Below are 18,456 nucleotides of genomic sequence, written 5' to 3' on the forward strand. Positions count from 1 at the left end.
TCCCCGATTGTAACATAAGAGTGTTCGCTTTTCAATGATAAAGCACTACTATTTTCTCACTTTAAAATACTTAGCGCCCATAATTCCTAACGCAGCCAGAACAAGAATACATCCTACTAATATCAGGATTACGTTTGAAGAAGCTACTTCAGCATTTGATAGTTCTTCATCTGCTGCTGCAGGTACCTCTTCATCTGTTACTTCAAGCACTTCTTCCTCTTCTGATTCAGGTAACTTATCATCAGCTACTGAAGATTCTTCTAATGTGTCACTATTAGTTTCATTTTCTGTAATTCCTGCTTTCGCAGTACTATCATTACTCTTTGGGTTATTATTTACAGCTTTACTATCACTGCTATTATTTTCCACAGGATTAGTAACTCTTTTATCTGTATTATCTGTATTATCTCTATTATCTCTATTACCTGACAATGGAATGCTCTCATCAGAAATTTGTTTCCCTGTCAAATTACTAGCAGTACCACTACCGGTAACATTTGTATTATCACTACTTGATGAGCCTTCACTTGATGAGCCTTCACTTGATGAGGCTTCACTTGCAGAACTGCTTTGAGCACTTGGTTTGTTAACTGTGCTTTCCTGGTTTCCACTATTACCAGTACCAGAAAGTTTCCATGGCTTAATACTGGTTCTGCCAGCAACATCAAGTTCCCAGCTATCTTTCAAGAAAGCTAATACATTCTGATAATCCTCTTTCTCTGCTGCTCCATTCATTTTTTCTAAAAGAGCATCACTGTGGAAATTCTCCTTAGACATACCATAAAATTCTGTTGTTACCGCACCATCAACCACTGTGCCTACAGCTTTTGTTTCAACAGTCTCTCCGCCGCATACAACACTAGCTTCTTCATTGTAGTAATCATTTGAACCATAAGATATTCCAGTGTTTCTACCTGAAACCTGTCCAAGATCATTTGTATATCGCTCTGATGAAATAGTTACATCAGCAGCATTACTATAAGTAGCAGCCGCCATCATACCTGCAATACCACCTGCTGCAGCCTTATTAAGATTTGCTGAAACTGTAACTGTGCCACTTACTCTGTTATTAATAATTCCACTCCATGCTGTAAGTCCAGTTAATACTCCAGCGTAAACCCACGCTGCCTTAGAATTTGCTACTACGGATGCATCCACCTTACAATTAGCAATAACATTGTCCATATCATATCCGATAAGACCTGCCACATATGCTGCTCCTGAATTTGTAGAAAGATTTACGTATGCATTATCCACATAGACACTGTCAATATATCCATTTGTTCCCTCTGCCTCAGCCGCTGCACTAAGAACACCTGCATAGTATCTCTTATCATCATTGGTCTTGGAATAGATTTTTGCATCTGTGAATCTAACATCCTTAACAATAGCACCTAATAAATATGGGAAAAGACCCGCATATCTATAAGATGAAGGCTGCTCCTCTGAGCCTATTCTCAATCCTGAAATTGTATAACCTCTTCCATCAAATATACCGCTGAATGGATATGGTGTGTTTCCACCAGCTAATGTCCACTCTTTTGTAAGCTTTATGTCCGAACCAAGTGCTACATATGTGCCAGTATAATCCTCATCTTCATTTAAAGACTTATTGAAGTTAATAAGCTGCTCTTCTGAAGCAATGATATATGGATTTTCTTGTGTACCATCTCCAGATGCAAAAATAGTAGGGTCAACCTTTCCATATTCAGTATGGTCATTGTTTTCCATCTTTGTCATAGCAGAAGCATAGGCTTCCTTGTAGGCATTTGAATTCTCATCAGAATCGCCACTGACAACCTCAGTTACAAGCTTTTTATCCTCGTCATAATAAAGCTTTATTACTGTTGTCTTATCCTTGCTTCTTCCGAAAAATACTCCTGAAACTGCCTTAACTTCCTCCTCTTCTTTTTCTATAATTGGCTCCTTATAGATATATGAGGTTGCCTGTCCGTTTGGAAGAATAGTTTTTTGACCTACATTCCACTTTCTAAGTGAGACTTTAGAAGTGTAATCAGCAATATTTACAGGGTACTCATTAAATAAATCATTTAATCTCTTTGCAAATTCCTCAGAATTAATATCTGAGGATGTTACGCCGATAGCGCCACTATTTACCCCTCCAGAAAACTGTTCGTTTTCCTCTGTAGTACCTGGACCTACAAGCCAACCAACAGACTCAACTGGGTTTACATTTTTCCCTTCAATTATCTGGCTTGCATCGCGGTTGTAAAAGTTGTTATAAAGTACAGCAATGCCTGTTGCCCATCCTGCAAGCTCACCAACATACATAGAATAATCTGTTGAATCAATATCAGCATTAGCCACACAGCTAACCATTGTTCCTGCATGAACACCCATAATGCCGCCTAATGCAGCCATACCTTCTGCTTGTCTATCAGCTGCACCAGAAATTTTTCCATTACCAACGCAATTTGCAATTAGCGAACGATTATTGAGACCACCGATACCACCGGCCTCTGCCACACCACCTGTTGCCTGGGCGAAGACATCCGCATTATTAACACAGTTTAAAACGTTTGCTCTATACAGATAACCAACAAGACCACCACCAAAATGGTTTGCAGTTTCATTTGATAGACCGCTGCGACCCCAAATAACACCGTCTACTGTTACACTATCAATCGTTCCAGCTGCATAACCTGCAAGACCTGCAACGTAAAGATTTTCATCGCCTTCTACATAAATGTTTACATCAAGATTTAAATCCTTTACATAGGAATCTCCATCCAATGCTCCGAAGAAAGCATAGTATAGTGAACCATTATCATGATAATGATTATCAGCGTTACCAATTCTTAAACCGCTTACAGTATGACCATTACCATCAAAATTACCACTAAAGGCATACTCACCTTCACCTATTGGTGTCCAATCCCCATCTGTAAGCTCAATATCATTATCAAGTACGATGTATTTATCCTTATATGTGTTATCTTCGCTTAATGACTTTGCAAATGCTCTAAGCTGAGTTTCGCTTGCAATAATATATGGATTATTCTGACTTCCATCTCCAGCTTCAAAAATTGAGTCGTCCACGCTGTTTGATGTCTCAGCCCATATGTTCTCGGAGATTACCACATCAGAACCTACTAATTTCCAATCATGATAGTTCTCTACTCTTGCCTTATAGGAAGCAAAGTTAATCTTACCTTCCTTATCAACTAGTTCAGCGATTTTAGAGATTTCATCATTTGAAAGATTTGAATGCAATAAAGATTGAAAATCAGATGTAGACATGTCCCCTACAGCCATCTCTTTGACAGTGTCATCATCTATATTTCCAAGATTTGCTCCATATCCATTATCGGCACAATAGTAATCTGCTACCAACCATGTATTAGTTAACACATTACCAACTAAACCACCGCTCTTTGTTCCGCTTACAGTTCCTTTTGAATAATTATTAAAAATCAAGCAAGATGCAGCCTGTCCCACAAGACCTCCAGCTGTTGCATTTGAATGATTTGAAATAATTGTCACGTCTTTGATTGCTGCATTGTTAGCAATATAGCCGTATGTACTAGCCATAGCAACAATTCCACCAACAAATCCCATGACATCATTTGTATTGGCACTCACTGAAACAGCCGCTGTATTGTTTGAAATAGCTGCATACTGATTTGCCATTCCAACTAATCCACCTGTCATGGTTGATTTTGAATTGGTATGAACATTTACCTGACCATATGCGCTACAGTTATCAACAACAGACACCTGACTTCCATCGGTAACAGTATTATACATGCATGCCACCAAAGCTCCTGCATATACTATTCCCGACTTATCCTTTACATCTATCTTCACATTATCCAGCTTAATATTTGAAAAGTCTGCATAGCTTGTTGCATAACCAAATAAACCGGCATAATAACTATTTCCATCAGTTACAGCTGTATCACTGGTTACTGTAAGGTTTGAAATCTCATAGTTATTTCCATCATACATTCCAGAAAATGGCTTATCTTTTCCAATACCAATTGGAGTCCAAGCTTCTGTTAAAGCAATATCGCTTGTTTGCTTAATATACTGCCCCTGATAGCTCTCTCCTGAATTAACTGAATCTCTAAATATTTTTATTTCTTTTTCATTTGAAATTATAAATGGATCTTCCTTTGTTCCCTGACCTGAAAGTGAAGCATTTTCTTCTGTCTTCTGTTCTTCCTCATTTATTGGCTCACTTGCCAATGCATTTTCAATAGCTTCTTTAATACCTTTACTTGAGTAGGTTGCTCCACTTACTGTATCTACTTCTGTAGACTGATTGTTTATTATAGAATCAATAATTGCAACAGCCTTTTGCCAGAATCTCTCTGTATCATTCTGATTTACAACATTGATACTTTCAATCTTGCCATTAGAAACCTTTACTTCAACAGTTATATCACTCTTAAAACCTTTGGCAGTACCACGATATAAACCATCTTTTAACTCTTTTTTGTCACCTTCATCTTTCGATGCATCATCTTTAGAATCAGATTCTGATTTTTTCTCATCTAAGGTTTTCTCATCCTCATCTTCTGAAGCAGAATCTTTTTCTTCTTCTACTGATGCTTCTGCTTCCGCTTCTTCTGCTTCACCTACAGATTCCTGACTAGAACCTTCTTCTACTTCTTCATCTGCTGTTCCTAAGCTAGCGTCTTCATCAAGCTCTGAATCCAACTGCACCTCTTCTTCAGCTATCCCTTCCACTGCTGCAAAGGATTGAATAGAAGTTGATGAAACGGCTAATGTAGTTGCTGCTGCAACTGCTAAAGCTCTCTTCCATTTTTTCATACACGTTTCTCCTTATTAGTTGTATTTTGCTAACAATAGTTAGTGTATGCAAACCAAGAGGTAAAGTCAAATCTTTTTTATATTTTTCCCTTGCAATGAGAGAGGATGGCCACCAACTACTTACATTACAAAGGCAATTAGTACAAATAAAAAGGAGCCACCTGCTATTGGTGACCCCAAGTATTATTTTTTGCAAATCAGCCAGGCTGAAATTCCGGCGACGCATGGTACGGTTCCGATGATGCCCACGGAGCCTGCGATGGCGCGGATAAGCTCGATGGCTACGAAATCTGTGTTGATTAGCTGGGTGAAGGACACGCCGTAGGAATAGATGAGAACCATCATGTTGAGGGCGCCACCTACGTAGGCAAGAACAAGAGTGTTTGCCATGGTGCCCATGGCGTCACGTCCAATGTTCATGCCAGCCTTGAATAAATCTGAGAAGCCAAGCTTTGAGTTAGCTTCGTGTACCTCACTGATCGCAGAAGATATGGACATGGCTATATCCATCACTGCACCCATTGCCGCAATTAGGATGCCACAGATAAATAATCCTCGAAGCTGAATCGCATTTGTAGACTTAACTAAAAGCAACGCCTCTGCCTCATCCATCTGGAAGGTAGTAACTCCGCCAAGCTTTGCTGTAATCCCACCAAGCATGGCTGCAATAAGCACACCTGCCAAGGAACCAAGAGCAGCTGCAATGGTCTTCCTTTGCACTCCTCCAATCAATAGGAAGCAAACTGCTGATGTAACAAACACAATAGCAATTGTAAGTGGAATTGGAGCTACGCCCTTTAGTGTCAAAGGAAGAAGCACAAAGCATATTACAAGGACTGTGTATACCAGGCCAAGGAATGCCTTTAGGCCCTGCTTTCCGCCTAAAGCCACAAGCACTGCAAAGAACAACAGCACCAAAAAAATCATAAGTGGCTTACGATTGTAGTTGTAGATGCTTACGTTGTAAACTCCTACATCTGTGGTGTCGATTCGCACACTTACTTTGTCGCCCTTAGCTACATCTACATTATAAAGTGCACTGTAATAGTTGGTTACATGACAGACATCGCCCTTATAGCGGCCTGACAAAAGTTCAACCTCCAGCTCAGTGCTACCCTTTTTTACATTTTCAACTTCTGTATCTATTGTTGTATTGTCTTCTATTACAGAAAGAACTCTAGCGGTTTCATATTCCACGCCAGAGTCCTCTGTGATAGAGTAACTTGGCCTGTCAGTGTTGGCGTAGATAATTACACCAACACTAAGTGCCAAGAATACAACGACTGATACTATTTTAATTATCAGTTCGTTTTTCATCTTAAATCATAATCCTTTAAAGATTTCTACTGCTTTACCATCCAAAAAGCTCTCTAAAGAAGCCATCAAGTTTCTGAGCAATCTTCTGAATTTCTGGGCTCATTACCCACTCTCTGAACTCTGGATCATTCTCAAATCTTTCATTCATAGACTGTAACTGCTCAAGAACTGCCTCCTTAAAGGATGGAAGCATTTCCTCTGTAAGGAAGCCCTTCATCTGCTTGATTGCCTCATCTGCAATATCAAGTACGTCCTCACCATCAGCTGTCTTCACAAGAACAATGTCATCACAGTTACGTACTCTGAATACAGGAACAGAAACATCAGAATCTCCTTCTGGATGCATGTAAAGCACACCAGATGCATTTACTGTAGCACCAACCTCTACAAATTCACCAACTGTATTTTTACCAGTTGAAGCTGATGTAATGTAGCCATCGATGAAGATTGCTGCCTCTGAGCCTGAGCCATCGTCAAGCCAGAACTCAGATACTGTTCCGTCATCATTGTACTCAACTCTTGTAACCTTTCCTTCTGTCTGAAGGAACTGTCCACCAAGGTTATCGTAATCCATAGCTGTCTTTGTATCAACCTTCTTTGGAGCCCATACATAAGGATCCTCATCTAATACCTTAGCTGAAAGAACCTTAAGCTCAAGGTCGCCCTGATACTGTGCTAAGTAACCAACGATACGCATCTTTGTACCAATCTTAAGACCTGGTGTTGCGTATGGGAAGATGTCCATACCGCCTGTCTCATCCTGAATGTAGATGGTATCGAAGAAGGTTGTATTCTCGTTGTCTGTACCTGATGTTACATAGCCTTCTACAGCAAATACCTCGTTCATCTTGCCCTTACGAGCCTCAGCGATTGTAGTTGTAGGAAGCTCTACTGTAGCACCATCGAGAATGTTGTTTACGATTGTGTAGTTTGCGAAAGGAAGTGAATCATTGTTGTCGATTTCTGCCTTTACCTCAAAGTCTGAAAGGAATACACCACCTGCAACGAAGATGTTTCCACCAGCCTTTGTCTTCTGACGAGCAAGGAAAGTAACCTGTCCCTGATTGTCATTCTTCTTACCCTTTACTCCGTTTTCAAGAACGCCTTCCTGAGCTTTTCCGTTTGCATCCTTGCAATCAACTGAGTATGTGGTGTCATAACCATTTACAAGCCACTCTGCTGCATCAACAACATCGTTTGCGCCTGCCTTTGAAATATCAACAGAGCATCCAGAATACTGGCTGTACTTCTGTCCATCCTTAACGCCTGCAAGGAACTCTGAATCATAGTTGAAGGTTGTTGGGTACATTCTGTATACCTGACCACCATTGTTTGTATCATCACAAACCTCATCAGAACCCATGCGGATTGTAGCACCGATTGCTTCGAGAAGCTTGTTCTGCTCTGTAGCAGTCTGGCAATCTGTTGAATCTGAGTAGTCAGCAAGACCACAAATTGCAACAGAACCACCGTTTGCTACATAATCCTTAACCATAGCGATGAACTCGTCGCTGTAGTGGTGAACCTCATAGTCACCTGCACCAGCTGTACCAGACTTCTTTGCTGGAGCAGAGATAACAAATAACTTAACATCCTTAAGCTTCTCTGGTGTAATCTCTCCGATTTCTACTGTTGCACGGATATTCTTCTTTCCGCAAAGTGAAATGAAGGAGCTTACGTTTCCACCATAGTAGCCTGTTACATAATCGTTGCCATGTGTACCATCAATAAGGATGTTAGATACCATAGATGGAAGTGCATAGCTAACTGTAAGCTTATCTGTGTATGTCTTCTTTACACCATCAAGTGTAGCGTGAACTGTAACCTCATAGGTCACCTGTCCTGCTGCATCATAAGTGAATGCTGTGCTGTAAAGTGACTCGCTGTTTGTAGGAACAGGAGGCATCTTTCCATCCTCGCTTGCACCATTAACAACTTCTGTCTTGTTGCCATCAACATCGCTAAGAACGATATTGATATCATCAATAACTAATTCACTCTTCTCGTTGTTGTAGAACTGAACATTGATATCAAGTGGCTCTCCAGCAACTGGAAGAACTGTGTCTGTGTAAGTCTTGTTGATACCGCAAGCCTCAACCTCACCTACCCATACAGGAGCAGTAACAGCGATATCACCATCTGCCTCTGTAATCTTTAAATAGTAGTAAGAGTAGTTTGCAGGTACATTAAATGTAACTGTCTCTTCATTCGTATTTACGTTTTCAACAGCGATTGACTGGCCACCATTTACGATAACCTCAACCTTGCCAATCTGGCGGTCTGTTGGATCCTTGATGTCTGCCTTAAGCTCAACTGTGTCGCCTACTGCATCCTTCTCAAGGATTGAACCCATGATGTTGCCATCGAGTGTGTAGTATACGCTAAGGTCATTATCCTCTGTTGCGTAAATACGATAATTTCTCATTGCATCGTAAATAGCATTTTCATCGTTTGTATCAGCAAGCATAACTGTACGTGCTGTGTTGGCATCGCCCCACTTACCCTTGTGGTTATCCTGGTTGTTTGTAGGAGCTACGTGCCAGCCCTTATCAAGGGCACGAGTGTAATACTCGTATGATGGGAAGTAACCTGAAGAACCAATTGTTCCTTCACCGTTACCAACCTCAATCATTGTGATTAATGCATCATTCTCTTCTGAGTAGTATGCGAAATCCTGGAAGTCACCGAAGGTTGTACCTGGGTGGTTGAACTGGCTGATTGAATCAGGAACAGTTCTAAGGGCTGCATAGTAATTCTGAAGAGCTGTTGCATAAGTAGAAAACTCTGTCTGTGTACGGCTCTGGAAACCTGGTGTATTGAAGGTGTTCATATGACCAAGTCCATTAGACCATGTCATCTCATAACCGTATGCACAAGTAAACTTGTCTGTTGAGTACTGCTTTACAAGATTGTGAGCGTATGTCCACTCATCTGTGTCAGCCTTATCAACGTTCTCTGTAATCTTTGACTCCTTCTCATTGTCGATTGAGTTAGAGTGGTCTGTGATTACGATGTAATCAAGATTATCTACATGTGATGCATGCTCCAAAGCATCCTTAAGTGTACCAGCACCATCGGAAATACTTGTGTGGGCATGAACCTGACCGAAGTAGATGTTGTATTTGTCATTAAGCTTCTTTGTGAACTTGATTGTAGAAACGGCACTGTCTAAGTAGCCATCCTTTACTGCCTTTACCTGAAGCTGAGCTGGAAGCTCCTTGAGCTCGAAGGAACCTGTATATGTAATCCAGTCATCATGCTCTACCACTTCCTCTGAAGTAGCTTCCTCAGCTTTTTCCTCTGTCTTTGAATCAGAAGATTCTTCTGTTTTCTCTTCTGAAGCATCTTCCTTTGCAACCTCTTCCTCTGTTGCATATCTGTAGAGGATTGTTGCGCCTTCTGTCTTAGTCTTGAGAGTTACACGCTGTCCTTCAAATACTGCACCGCCGTTTGGAGCTGCCTTTACAGCTGCCACCTGAGCCTGTGAATACTTGTAGTTAACAGTGATGCTCTTGTTTAAGCCATCCTTTGTTGCATAAGCTGAAAGTGTAGCTGGAAGAGTTTTTAACTCAACCTTTTCCTCTGCATCATACTTAGTGAACTTGCCACCATTTACTGAGTAGAAGATTTCTGCATCCTCTGTATCAGAGGTAAGTGTAATCTTGTCACCTACTGCAACATCACCGCTTGTTGGATTCGCCTTTACGTATCCGCAAAGCTTATCAGAAACAACAGGGTTACCTGTAACTTCAACTGAATCCATTCTGATGACGCCACCCTTTGCAGGCGCCTTGTCACCCTTTGCTGAAAGACCGCCTGTAGGAACGAATCTTACATAAAGCTTTTCAGCATTGTTTGCTGCAGCTGGAATATCAAACTTGAAGGTTACATAGTAGGTTGGGGCAAGAGATGTCTTTGCAATACCATCAAGGATATCGCCAGAGCCAGAAACCTCAAATGGCTCCTGAACTGTCTTGCCATTCTCGTCTACCTTGTCTGTTGACTTGTAAGCTGTGTACTTGTATGAGTAAGTACCCTTCTTGAAGTTCTTGAAGCTTTCTCCGTCAGTAGAATACTGAAGCTGGAAAGCACCTGCTGCTGTGTTTGAAGCTCTCATTCTAAGGCCAAGTGACATATTGCCATAACCTACTGTTGAGAACTGAAGCTGCATATAATCAGATTCTGAAGCTACACCAGTTGAACCCATGTAGTAGTTTATAGAACCTGTATTGCTGCTCTTTGCTGAAGTCCATGGCTGTGAAGCATTTCCGCCAACAACAGCTGTAAACTTAGCATCCTTATCAAGCATATCGTTGGTTGAATATAAATCACCAGCGATGTATTCCTTTGAGGTCTCAACCTCGTCATAGTGTGCGTTACCTGCCCACTGTGCAATTGCAAGAGATGCTGACTTATCAAAATCAACCTTCTCAATCTTCTCGCCCTCTGTAAGAGCATAGAAGCTAAACTCATAAGCGCTAGCTTCCTTGAAGCCGTAAAGTGAGAATCCACTGTAGTATTCAAGGGCCTGAGCACTGGAACCAACCTTTGCATAAGCATTCTTTAAATAATACTTGCCTGAGTCGCTGGCTGCCTGCTGGCTCCAAAGTGCGTTATCGCTCTTTTCATCAGCAAGAATAAGATTTGCATAAGTCTTTTTCTTACCATCTACTTCCTTTTCCTCAACATTTCCTGTAAGGAACTTTCCGTCTGATGTCTGGAAAGAATAGTTGCCATTGTCGTCTGTTGCAACTGTAAGAACTGCTGCGTTTGTATCCTTTGTCTCAACTGTTCCATCCTCTGAAACTTCTACTGCAACATCCTTGAGCTTACCATTGTTAGTAGCCTCTGTTGTCATAAGCTTCTTTCCAGCTGGATAGTAAATAACCACCTGATCACCATCGTAAAGCTCTCTTGTAAGAAGCTTTGCAACAGTGTTCTTTGGCTCCTCTGGTGTTGGCTCTTCTGCCTCTACAGATGGTGCTGTGTAAGCATTAAGAAGGAAAGCATCCTTCTTGTCTGTACCAGCCACATAGCTGTAAGTTGTGAAAAGCTTGTTGTAGAACTCAATGTACTGTGGCTTATCAATGTCCTTCTTCTTGTCATGATATACCGCATTTACGTTTTTAACTAAGAAGGAACCATCCTCCTCAGCCTCTACAGACCAAAGACTATAGTCATTCTTTTCAGCCTCAAGTGTAAGGCTGTTTCCTGTTGATCCTGTTGTAAGGTACTTTGTAGTAACCTGTCCGTCAGTCAAGATGTCTGATGTAAGGTAGAACTGATCTTTCTCCTCAGCCTTTACAAGCTTGAGTTTTGCAACAGCAACCTGCTCATCAGAAATTGTAAGGTGATTATCGTCGTTGACGCTAACCTCAACTCCCTCAAGCTTGCTCTTTGAAGCTGTTGTTGAAAGAGCTGCGTCCTTGCCGAAGGTAAGAACAAATTCCTGATCCTCAGCAAGCTTTGTAATATCTGTAACCTTTGAACCTGCAGCAACTTTGTAATCGAAAGAAACCTGCTGGCTCTTTTCCTCGTCCACTACTGCATAGGCGTAAATTGTAGAATCCTTTGTGATTTCAATTGGACCATCGTACTTAGAGAAGTTCTCTGTTCCGTTAAGGTTGTAATAAATCTTTGCATCCTCTGTAGAGCATGAAAGCTCAACCTCTGTTCCAAAATCAACTGTCTCACCACTTTCGATAGAAGCTTTTGGAGCTACTACCTTAGCATCACCTGCTGTTTTGCTAGTGAGCTTGTAGAAGGCAAGTGACTGGTCTGCAATGTTCTGTGGGAAGGCACCTGTCTTTCCAAGAGTGTATGCTCTCCAATCCTGCTTGTTGTAGACACCAAGGAAACGAACTGCCTCCTTAGAATCCTTTGCTGAAAGATAACCTTCTGAAAGCTCCCACTGAGCGCCTACCTGCTCCTTTGGCATATCTCCAACTCTCACGCCGTTGTTAGCAGCTGTGGTGTAGAGATAGTCTGAACCATTAGAGATTGTGTAGTAGGTTCTTGTGACAGTTTCCTCTTCTTCTTTTTCTTTTTCAGCTTTTTCTTTTTCGGCCTTCTCTTTTTCTTCCTTTTCCTTCAAGGCCTTTTCAGCTTCCTCTTCCTCTGAAAGCTTCTTTTCGTCTACTTCTTCTTTAGATTCCTCTTCATCCTTCTTTGAAGTGTCATCCTTTGAATCATCCTTTGAAGCTTCCTTCTTAGATGAATCCTCTGTAGACTTAACTTCCTCTTCAGATTTCTTTTCCTCAGTAGCTTTTTCTTCTACCTTTTCAGAAGCTGGCTTTTCTTCTGAAACTGTTTCCTCTGAAGAATCCTTGGTAGCCTCCTCTGATGAGTCACTTTCCAATTTTTCTGCTGAAGCAACCTCCGCTTCGGTGTTGTTTTCAGTGTTGTTAACCACTTTTTCTTCAACAGTGTGTTTTGTAATTGACCATGCATAATCCTTATCGCTTCCATCTGCGATAGTAAGTGACGAACCGTCAACTGTTCCAAGAACAGCGGCTGGTGCTTTACTTGTGGATGTTGCTGGTAATACATAGGTTTCGCCATCGGATGTTGTCATAGTGATGGCAATAGAATCACCTGAGGTGATGTCAGACAGACTAACTCTAGTCCAGATGTGATTAGCTTCTTCGGCATAAGATACGAAAGAAAGATCTGTGAATGCCAGTGAAAAAACCATAAATAATGAAAGTACCAGAGATAGCCCTCTGCGAGCCATTTTTTTCATTACCTATCCTCTCCTCCTTTATTAGACTCTTGACACACCGAAAAGGACGATCTCAAGCTAAAATCATTTCCAATATTACCCCAATGATTTGCTTTCAAAGATCGTCCTTTCAAATCGTTATGTCATGTAATGTAAGACTATCATTTTGTCATTTCGTTTTCAATAAAGAAATCACACAATGTTCACATTTCATCACATTATACAAAAAACTCAAAATCTTCTGTATATTTTAGTTCTATTCAGTTTTTAAATCTTATTTTAATGCGCTATACACATCGCTAGGAGATAGGTTCAGCTGGAAATCCTGGAAGATTTGCTGATCCAACTCTGATATCTTTTCCTGAGAAGCTACGTGGTCATCCTCTCTGCTGACATCATCCTTATACGATGATGCGTAGCTTGGGTTGTCGGCTGTCTCTTCATTCCACTCTTTATAGTAGATTTCGTACTCTTCATCGCCTTCTAAGATAACGTACTCATTCTCGTAGCCGCCATTTCTTTCATGATAATTTGTGAAGAGAACAAAATTAGCCTTTTCCACAAACTCTTTTATAATACAGCTATCAAATAAGTAGTAGTCACAAAGAAGTGTTTCAACATGACCATCCTTGAAAGTAAAGATGTTCAAAAGGTTGTTAGGTGAAAGCTGTACAAGCTCAGGCTCATCGTCATCATTAATAAGTGCGAGCTCAAACTTGTAATCGTCCTCTGTAAGCTCTGCAAGATGTGCAATATGAGCGTATGCTTCTTTATAATCTGCAAACTTGCATTCCTTGTTGTCACCAAGAAGGAATTCCTTAGCACAATCGATAGAATAATCATTTTTGGCCTTTGCATTTGCAGAGGTTTTATTTGCAAGATCAGTCATTTTTGAGAAGCCATCGTTGTCATATTTATAAAGACCAACGTATGGCTTTCCATCTTTCTTTCCAGTGATTACTGCATCAGCCTTATTATCACCAGTGAAATCGAATAACTGAATGTCATCAACTTCAGTCCATAATCTTTCGTCTTTGTCAGCGTAGGTATAGTCTGGAAGCTTTGCAACTAACAAATCATCTTCGATTACCCTAAACTCAATTCCCTTGTTGGCATTGCCCTCTGCTGGATTATACTGTACAAGCTTGCATGTGCCTGTGCACTGAGGAATTGAAATCTCTCCTGTATGAGCAGGATTTGCATCTGTCTCCCACAAGGTAAGATTTGAAACTACCTGATAATTATCATCAACCTTCTTAACAACAACCTGCTTTGGAAGGATTCTCTCCTCATCTTCACCTTCAGCCTCGCCTGTAGACTTGTAGGTTAAGGTGTAGGTATCTCCATCCTTTGTTCCCTCTGTAAATTCATAGGTTCTGTAAAGTGAATCTACGTGATAAAAAGCATATGCATCAAAATCTTCAAGGAAGGCTTCCTTTAAAGGCTTTGTTGCTGCTGAGTAATCTACGCCTGTGTTAACCTTAGCAAACTCCTCAAGGTCATTCTTTGGAACGATGATAATTGGCTTTCCAAAATCGTATCCACTGAACTGACAGTAAGCATCATACTCAGATGCGCCATCTTCAACCTTGTAACCAATTCCACCAGAATAAACTACAAGTTCCCATTCCATGTCTTCCGGCTTATGGTAATCTGTAGCAAGAAGTCCGTTGAACTCCTCCTGATTGAAGTGATCCTGGAATTCCTTCAGCTCTTCCGCACTGAGCTGACCGTTTTCTTCAGGAACCTCCTCCTCTAAGGTTTCTAAATACTCCTGAGCTTCCTCAAGCTCCACATCAAGGTCAAGCATATCCTTGATTAAATCCCAAAGGGATTCTAAAATTGTGTCTTCTAGCTTCTCATCAAGTGAAGACACGGTTATTGCTTTACATCCCACGGTGGTACACGCCAAAGCCCCCACCATTGCAAGCAAAGCAATTCTCTTTGCATTTTTCATTAATATTATTCTCCTTGGATAAAAATTCTCACCCAAAAATAATATCATATTTCAATTATGCTGTCGCGTTTATGACTTCGGGGCAGTCATACAAATCACCTCAGTGGTTCAATTTTATAAATATTCTAGCATTTTGACATTACTAAATGCTACTATATTGAATAATAAAGGAGAAACTCATGCGAAAAAAAGAATTAGCCTTAATTGTAATAGACAGATTAAAAAAGGAATATCCCTACAGCGACTGCACCTTGGATTATGATGATGCCTGGAAGCTGCTGGTTTCAGTTCGCCTGGCCGCCCAGTGCACCGATGCAAGGGTAAATGAAATTGTTCCTTTATTATATGAAAAGTTTCCAACTATCAGTGCTATTGCAGATGCAGATGTGGCCGAGGTGGAGGCTATTGTGCGCCCTTGTGGATTAGGAAAATCAAAGGCTAAGGATATAGTGGCTTGCATGAGAATGCTTAGAGATGTGTATGATTGTAAGGTTCCTGACACCATGGAGGATTTGTTGAAGCTTCCTGGAGTTGGCCGAAAGTCTGCTAATCTTATTTTAGGGGATGTTTATGGCAAGCCTGCCATTGTCACTGACACCCATGCTATCCGTCTCTCTAATAGAATTGGTCTAGTGGACAACATCAAGGAGCCAACCAAGGTTGAGATGGCCTTGCGAAAAATTATTCCTCCAGAAGAAGGCAATGATTTATGTCATCGCCTGGTGGATCACGGACGAGCTGTTTGCACAGCAAGAACTGCTCCTTTCTGTGATAAATGCTGCCTTGAGGATGTTTGCAAGAAGAGAATCTAGCTGCAGTTTTTAACCTGTAATTTTATAATTTGTTATCACTTTGCGGTCTAATTTACGATTAGGCCGCTTTTTTAATGTTTTATCCTTTAAGTTATGTTATGATAGTAAGTGTGTTGTATTCTCAACATGATATTAGGGGTAATTTGCCTAATAATTTTTGGAGGATAATGTGAATAGTTTTAAAGATTTTGATAGCGAACAGAAAGTAGCCCTTGGCGAGAAGCGTCGTAAAATGCGGGTAATAAAACGAAGACTTCTTATTGGCTGCGCTGTCGTTATGGTTATTTCTCTTGCTGGCGGTGGCGTTGTTGTCGCCAAAAAGCTTACCAGCGATAACATGCAAGAGGAAAAGATTGTCGCTTATGAGCAGCCCGAGCCTGTTGTAGAAACACAGCCTGAATCTGAACCAGCAGAGGTTGAAGACTTCAGCGACGTAAAAATAGAAGTTGTTGTTAATGAACCTGATGAAGACGAAGAAAAAGCTAAAGAGTTAGAAGCTCAAAAACAAGCTGAAGAAGCTAAAAAAGCGGAGGCAGCAAAGAAGGCTGAAGAAGCTAAAAAGGCTGAAGAAAACAAAACGGCTGAGGAAGAACAGCCAGCAGAAAAAACTGACAAAGACGAAGAACTAAAGAAGGCTGAGGAAGCTAAAAAAGCCGAAGAAGAAAAGAAGGCCGAGGAAGAAAAAAAGAAAGCCGAGCAAGAAGCTCTTGAAAAAGAAAAAGCCGAGCAGGAAAAAGCTGCTGCAGCTGAACAAAGCTCAAATGGTAATAAAATTATAGACGTATCTGTATACCAGGGTTCCATCGACTGGGCACAGGTTGCAGCCTCTGGTGTAAACAGTGCCATTATTCGTGTTGGACTTAGAAAGTCTACTACTGGTGAAATCCTAGCAGACGCAAATGCCAAAGCCAATTTACAGGGTGCCGCTAACAACGGCATAAAGATTGGAGCATATTTCTTCTCAACCGCTACAACTGCAGAGGAAGCCGTTGAGGAAGCTAACTGGGTTGCAGATTTCATTTCTGGCTACTCTATCTCACTTCCAGTTGCCTTCAACTGTGAAAACTTTGATAGACCTAGCAGTAGACAATACAATCTTTCAAAAGATGAGCGTACTGATATTGCCATGGCATTCCTGGCACAGATTCAAAGCAGAGGCTACACACCAATGTTTTATGCCAACAGATACGAAATGGTAAACAACACAAAGTGGAACGCCTCTCAGATCGAGCAAAGCTACAAGGTATGGATTGCATGGTACACAAAAGACCAATCAAACCTTGGTGCCGGCCCTAATTACAGCGGCAAATGCTCTATGTGGCAATACACCGACAAAGCTTCAGTCCCAGGCATACCAAAAGGTGTGGATATGTCAATTGCTTACTTTTAAATGAATATGAATTAGAAAAGAGATAAACCTTGGATGTTAATCCGCTGGTTTATCTCTTTTTTAATCTCTATTAATTAGCTACATCAATCCACCACTGTTCATAGTTGCTGTTAGCATCTTTGTATTGCTCCACATTTGCATTGGCGCTATTGCTACCGTAGGAAATGTTGAGACATTTTCCGCTGTTGTGATTGATGATTTTGTAGGTGTTGTTTGCTGCAGGATAGATTTCCCATTTTTGGCTGTTGGCACCGTAATAATCCCATTGATGTACATTTGCGCCGTCCCAACTTGCGGAATCCTGAACAGTAAGAACCTTGCCTGTTGATGCAGACTTGATTACATAATAATCTCCATCCTTTACAAAATACCATTTCTGATTAGGATTGCCCTTGTAGTTATACTGCAAAATGTTAGTGCCATTAGCAGATCTGTTACCTTGAACATCGAGTGATAAGGTGCTGCCATAGTTGATTATTTTGTATGCCTTAGAGCTATCAAACATTGCACCAGTGTTATTCTGAACAGGCTGGTTTGACTGATTGCCTCCCTGATTTTGATTGTTTCCTTGATTTGAACCATTTCCCTGTGAAGGCGACTGATTAGAGTTACTTCCTCCTGTAGATTTATCATAAGAAGCCCAATCATAGTATGCGCTAATTCCTGTTCTTCCATCATAAGGCTTAAGCCAGCTATCAACGCCAGTTCCAGGCCATACATTCATCATGATTTTTCCAGGTGTATCTGGAATGTTTGAAGTAGCAGTGTATACAGCCTTTCCATCAACATACCAAGTTATGCTTCCAGCCTGCCAATCAAATCCATATGTATGGAAGCTTTGTGAAGCATCAAATCCTAAATCATAAAGATATTCGTGGTCGCCATGACCGTTAGTGTAGTAATTAAATTGTACCTTTGTAGTATCGTAGCCAAGAAACTCGATATCAATCTCATCCCATTTTGTTCCATCGCTTTCTCCTGTGTAGGTGAAGAATGAAGAAACAACACCAGGATTCTTAATTGGCTTCATGTTAACTTGGAATAAGCCATATCCATAGTACTTTCTTGTGCGGTACTCTCCGCCGGTGTAGCCAGAACCATCTCTGTCGATGGTCAGCTTCATCTGACCATTCTGGAATGCAACATTGTTTGGCGACCATGTACAGTTAAACATTCCGCCATTTGGCCAGCTAGACATTTCGAACTGGCTGCTGTCATGCCTGTCGAAGGCCATTCCATCGTGAGTGCCACCCCAGGCACTTGCTGCGTTTGCCATGGATGCATTCATAAAAATCCCACCAATAGTAAGAACGGTCCCCATGAGTAATGAAATTAGTTTTCTTTTCATTATATAATTCCTCCTTTTGGAAGATAATACTCGAATTGTAGAGATTTGGATATTAAATGTATATAGAAAATGTCAAATTAATGAAGTAAAAATATGAGAAATTATTATATAATA

7 protein-coding genes are annotated in these 18,456 nt (G+C 40.9%); 2 read left to right on the forward strand and 5 right to left on the reverse strand.

Features of this window, described 5'->3' with window-relative positions; genetic code table 11:
• Nucleotides 1-48: 48 nt before the first annotated feature.
• The 4 genes from BLR54_RS05440 to BLR54_RS05455 form a co-directional block, all read right to left on the reverse strand.
• Nucleotides 49-4,797: an FMN-binding protein gene (locus BLR54_RS05440; protein ID WP_090417815.1), complete on the reverse strand. Its 4,749-nt coding sequence runs from the start codon at nucleotides 4,795-4,797 to the stop codon at nucleotides 49-51.
• A 183-nt stretch (nucleotides 4,798-4,980) separates the two neighbouring features.
• Entirely contained in the window at nucleotides 4,981-6,114 is a 1,134-nt protein-coding gene (locus BLR54_RS05445; protein ID WP_090417818.1) for a YibE/F family protein, read from the reverse strand.
• A 34-nt stretch (nucleotides 6,115-6,148) separates the two neighbouring features.
• Nucleotides 6,149-12,856, reverse strand: a complete 6,708-nt coding sequence (locus BLR54_RS05450; RefSeq protein ID WP_090417821.1) for a CehA/McbA family metallohydrolase — start codon at nucleotides 12,854-12,856, stop codon at nucleotides 6,149-6,151.
• A gap of 253 nt (nucleotides 12,857-13,109) precedes the next feature.
• On the reverse strand, nucleotides 13,110-14,792 hold the full coding sequence (locus BLR54_RS05455; protein WP_090417824.1) for a hypothetical protein: 1,683 nt from the start codon (nucleotides 14,790-14,792) through the stop codon (nucleotides 13,110-13,112).
• Nucleotides 14,793-14,971: 179 nt separating this feature from the next.
• Between BLR54_RS05455 and BLR54_RS05460 the strand changes: the two genes are divergently transcribed.
• A complete protein-coding gene (locus BLR54_RS05460; RefSeq protein WP_090417827.1) occupies nucleotides 14,972-15,604 on the forward strand; it encodes an endonuclease III domain-containing protein in 633 nt (210 codons plus the stop codon).
• A 169-nt stretch (nucleotides 15,605-15,773) separates the two neighbouring features.
• A complete protein-coding gene (locus BLR54_RS05465; RefSeq protein ID WP_090417830.1) occupies nucleotides 15,774-16,994 on the forward strand; it encodes a glycoside hydrolase family 25 protein in 1,221 nt (406 codons plus the stop codon).
• A 70-nt stretch (nucleotides 16,995-17,064) separates the two neighbouring features.
• Here BLR54_RS05465 and bglS read toward each other — a convergent pair whose 3' ends face one another.
• A complete protein-coding gene (gene bglS / locus BLR54_RS15190; RefSeq protein WP_090417833.1) occupies nucleotides 17,065-18,342 on the reverse strand; it encodes a beta-glucanase in 1,278 nt (425 codons plus the stop codon).
• Nucleotides 18,343-18,456 lie beyond the last annotated feature (114 nt).

The sequence above is a fragment of the Pseudobutyrivibrio sp. YE44 genome (assembly GCF_900104335.1).
Lineage (GTDB): Bacteria > Bacillota > Clostridia > Lachnospirales > Lachnospiraceae > Pseudobutyrivibrio.

Bases quoted from the DNA above. Each gene is read 5' to 3' on its own strand.
- BLR54_RS05440 (WP_090417815.1), bottom strand. From the start codon at position 4,797: ATGAAAAAATGGAAGAGAGCTTTAGCAGTTGCAGCAGCAACTACATTA.
- BLR54_RS05445 (WP_090417818.1), bottom strand. From the start codon at position 6,114: ATGAAAAACGAACTGATAATTAAAATAGTATCAGTCGTTGTATTCTTG.
- BLR54_RS05450 (WP_090417821.1), bottom strand. From the start codon at position 12,856: ATGAAAAAAATGGCTCGCAGAGGGCTATCTCTGGTACTTTCATTATTT.
- BLR54_RS05455 (WP_090417824.1), bottom strand. From the start codon at position 14,792: ATGAAAAATGCAAAGAGAATTGCTTTGCTTGCAATGGTGGGGGCTTTG.
- BLR54_RS05460 (WP_090417827.1), top strand. From the start codon at position 14,972: ATGCGAAAAAAAGAATTAGCCTTAATTGTAATAGACAGATTAAAAAAG.
- bglS (WP_090417833.1), bottom strand. From the start codon at position 18,342: ATGAAAAGAAAACTAATTTCATTACTCATGGGGACCGTTCTTACTATT.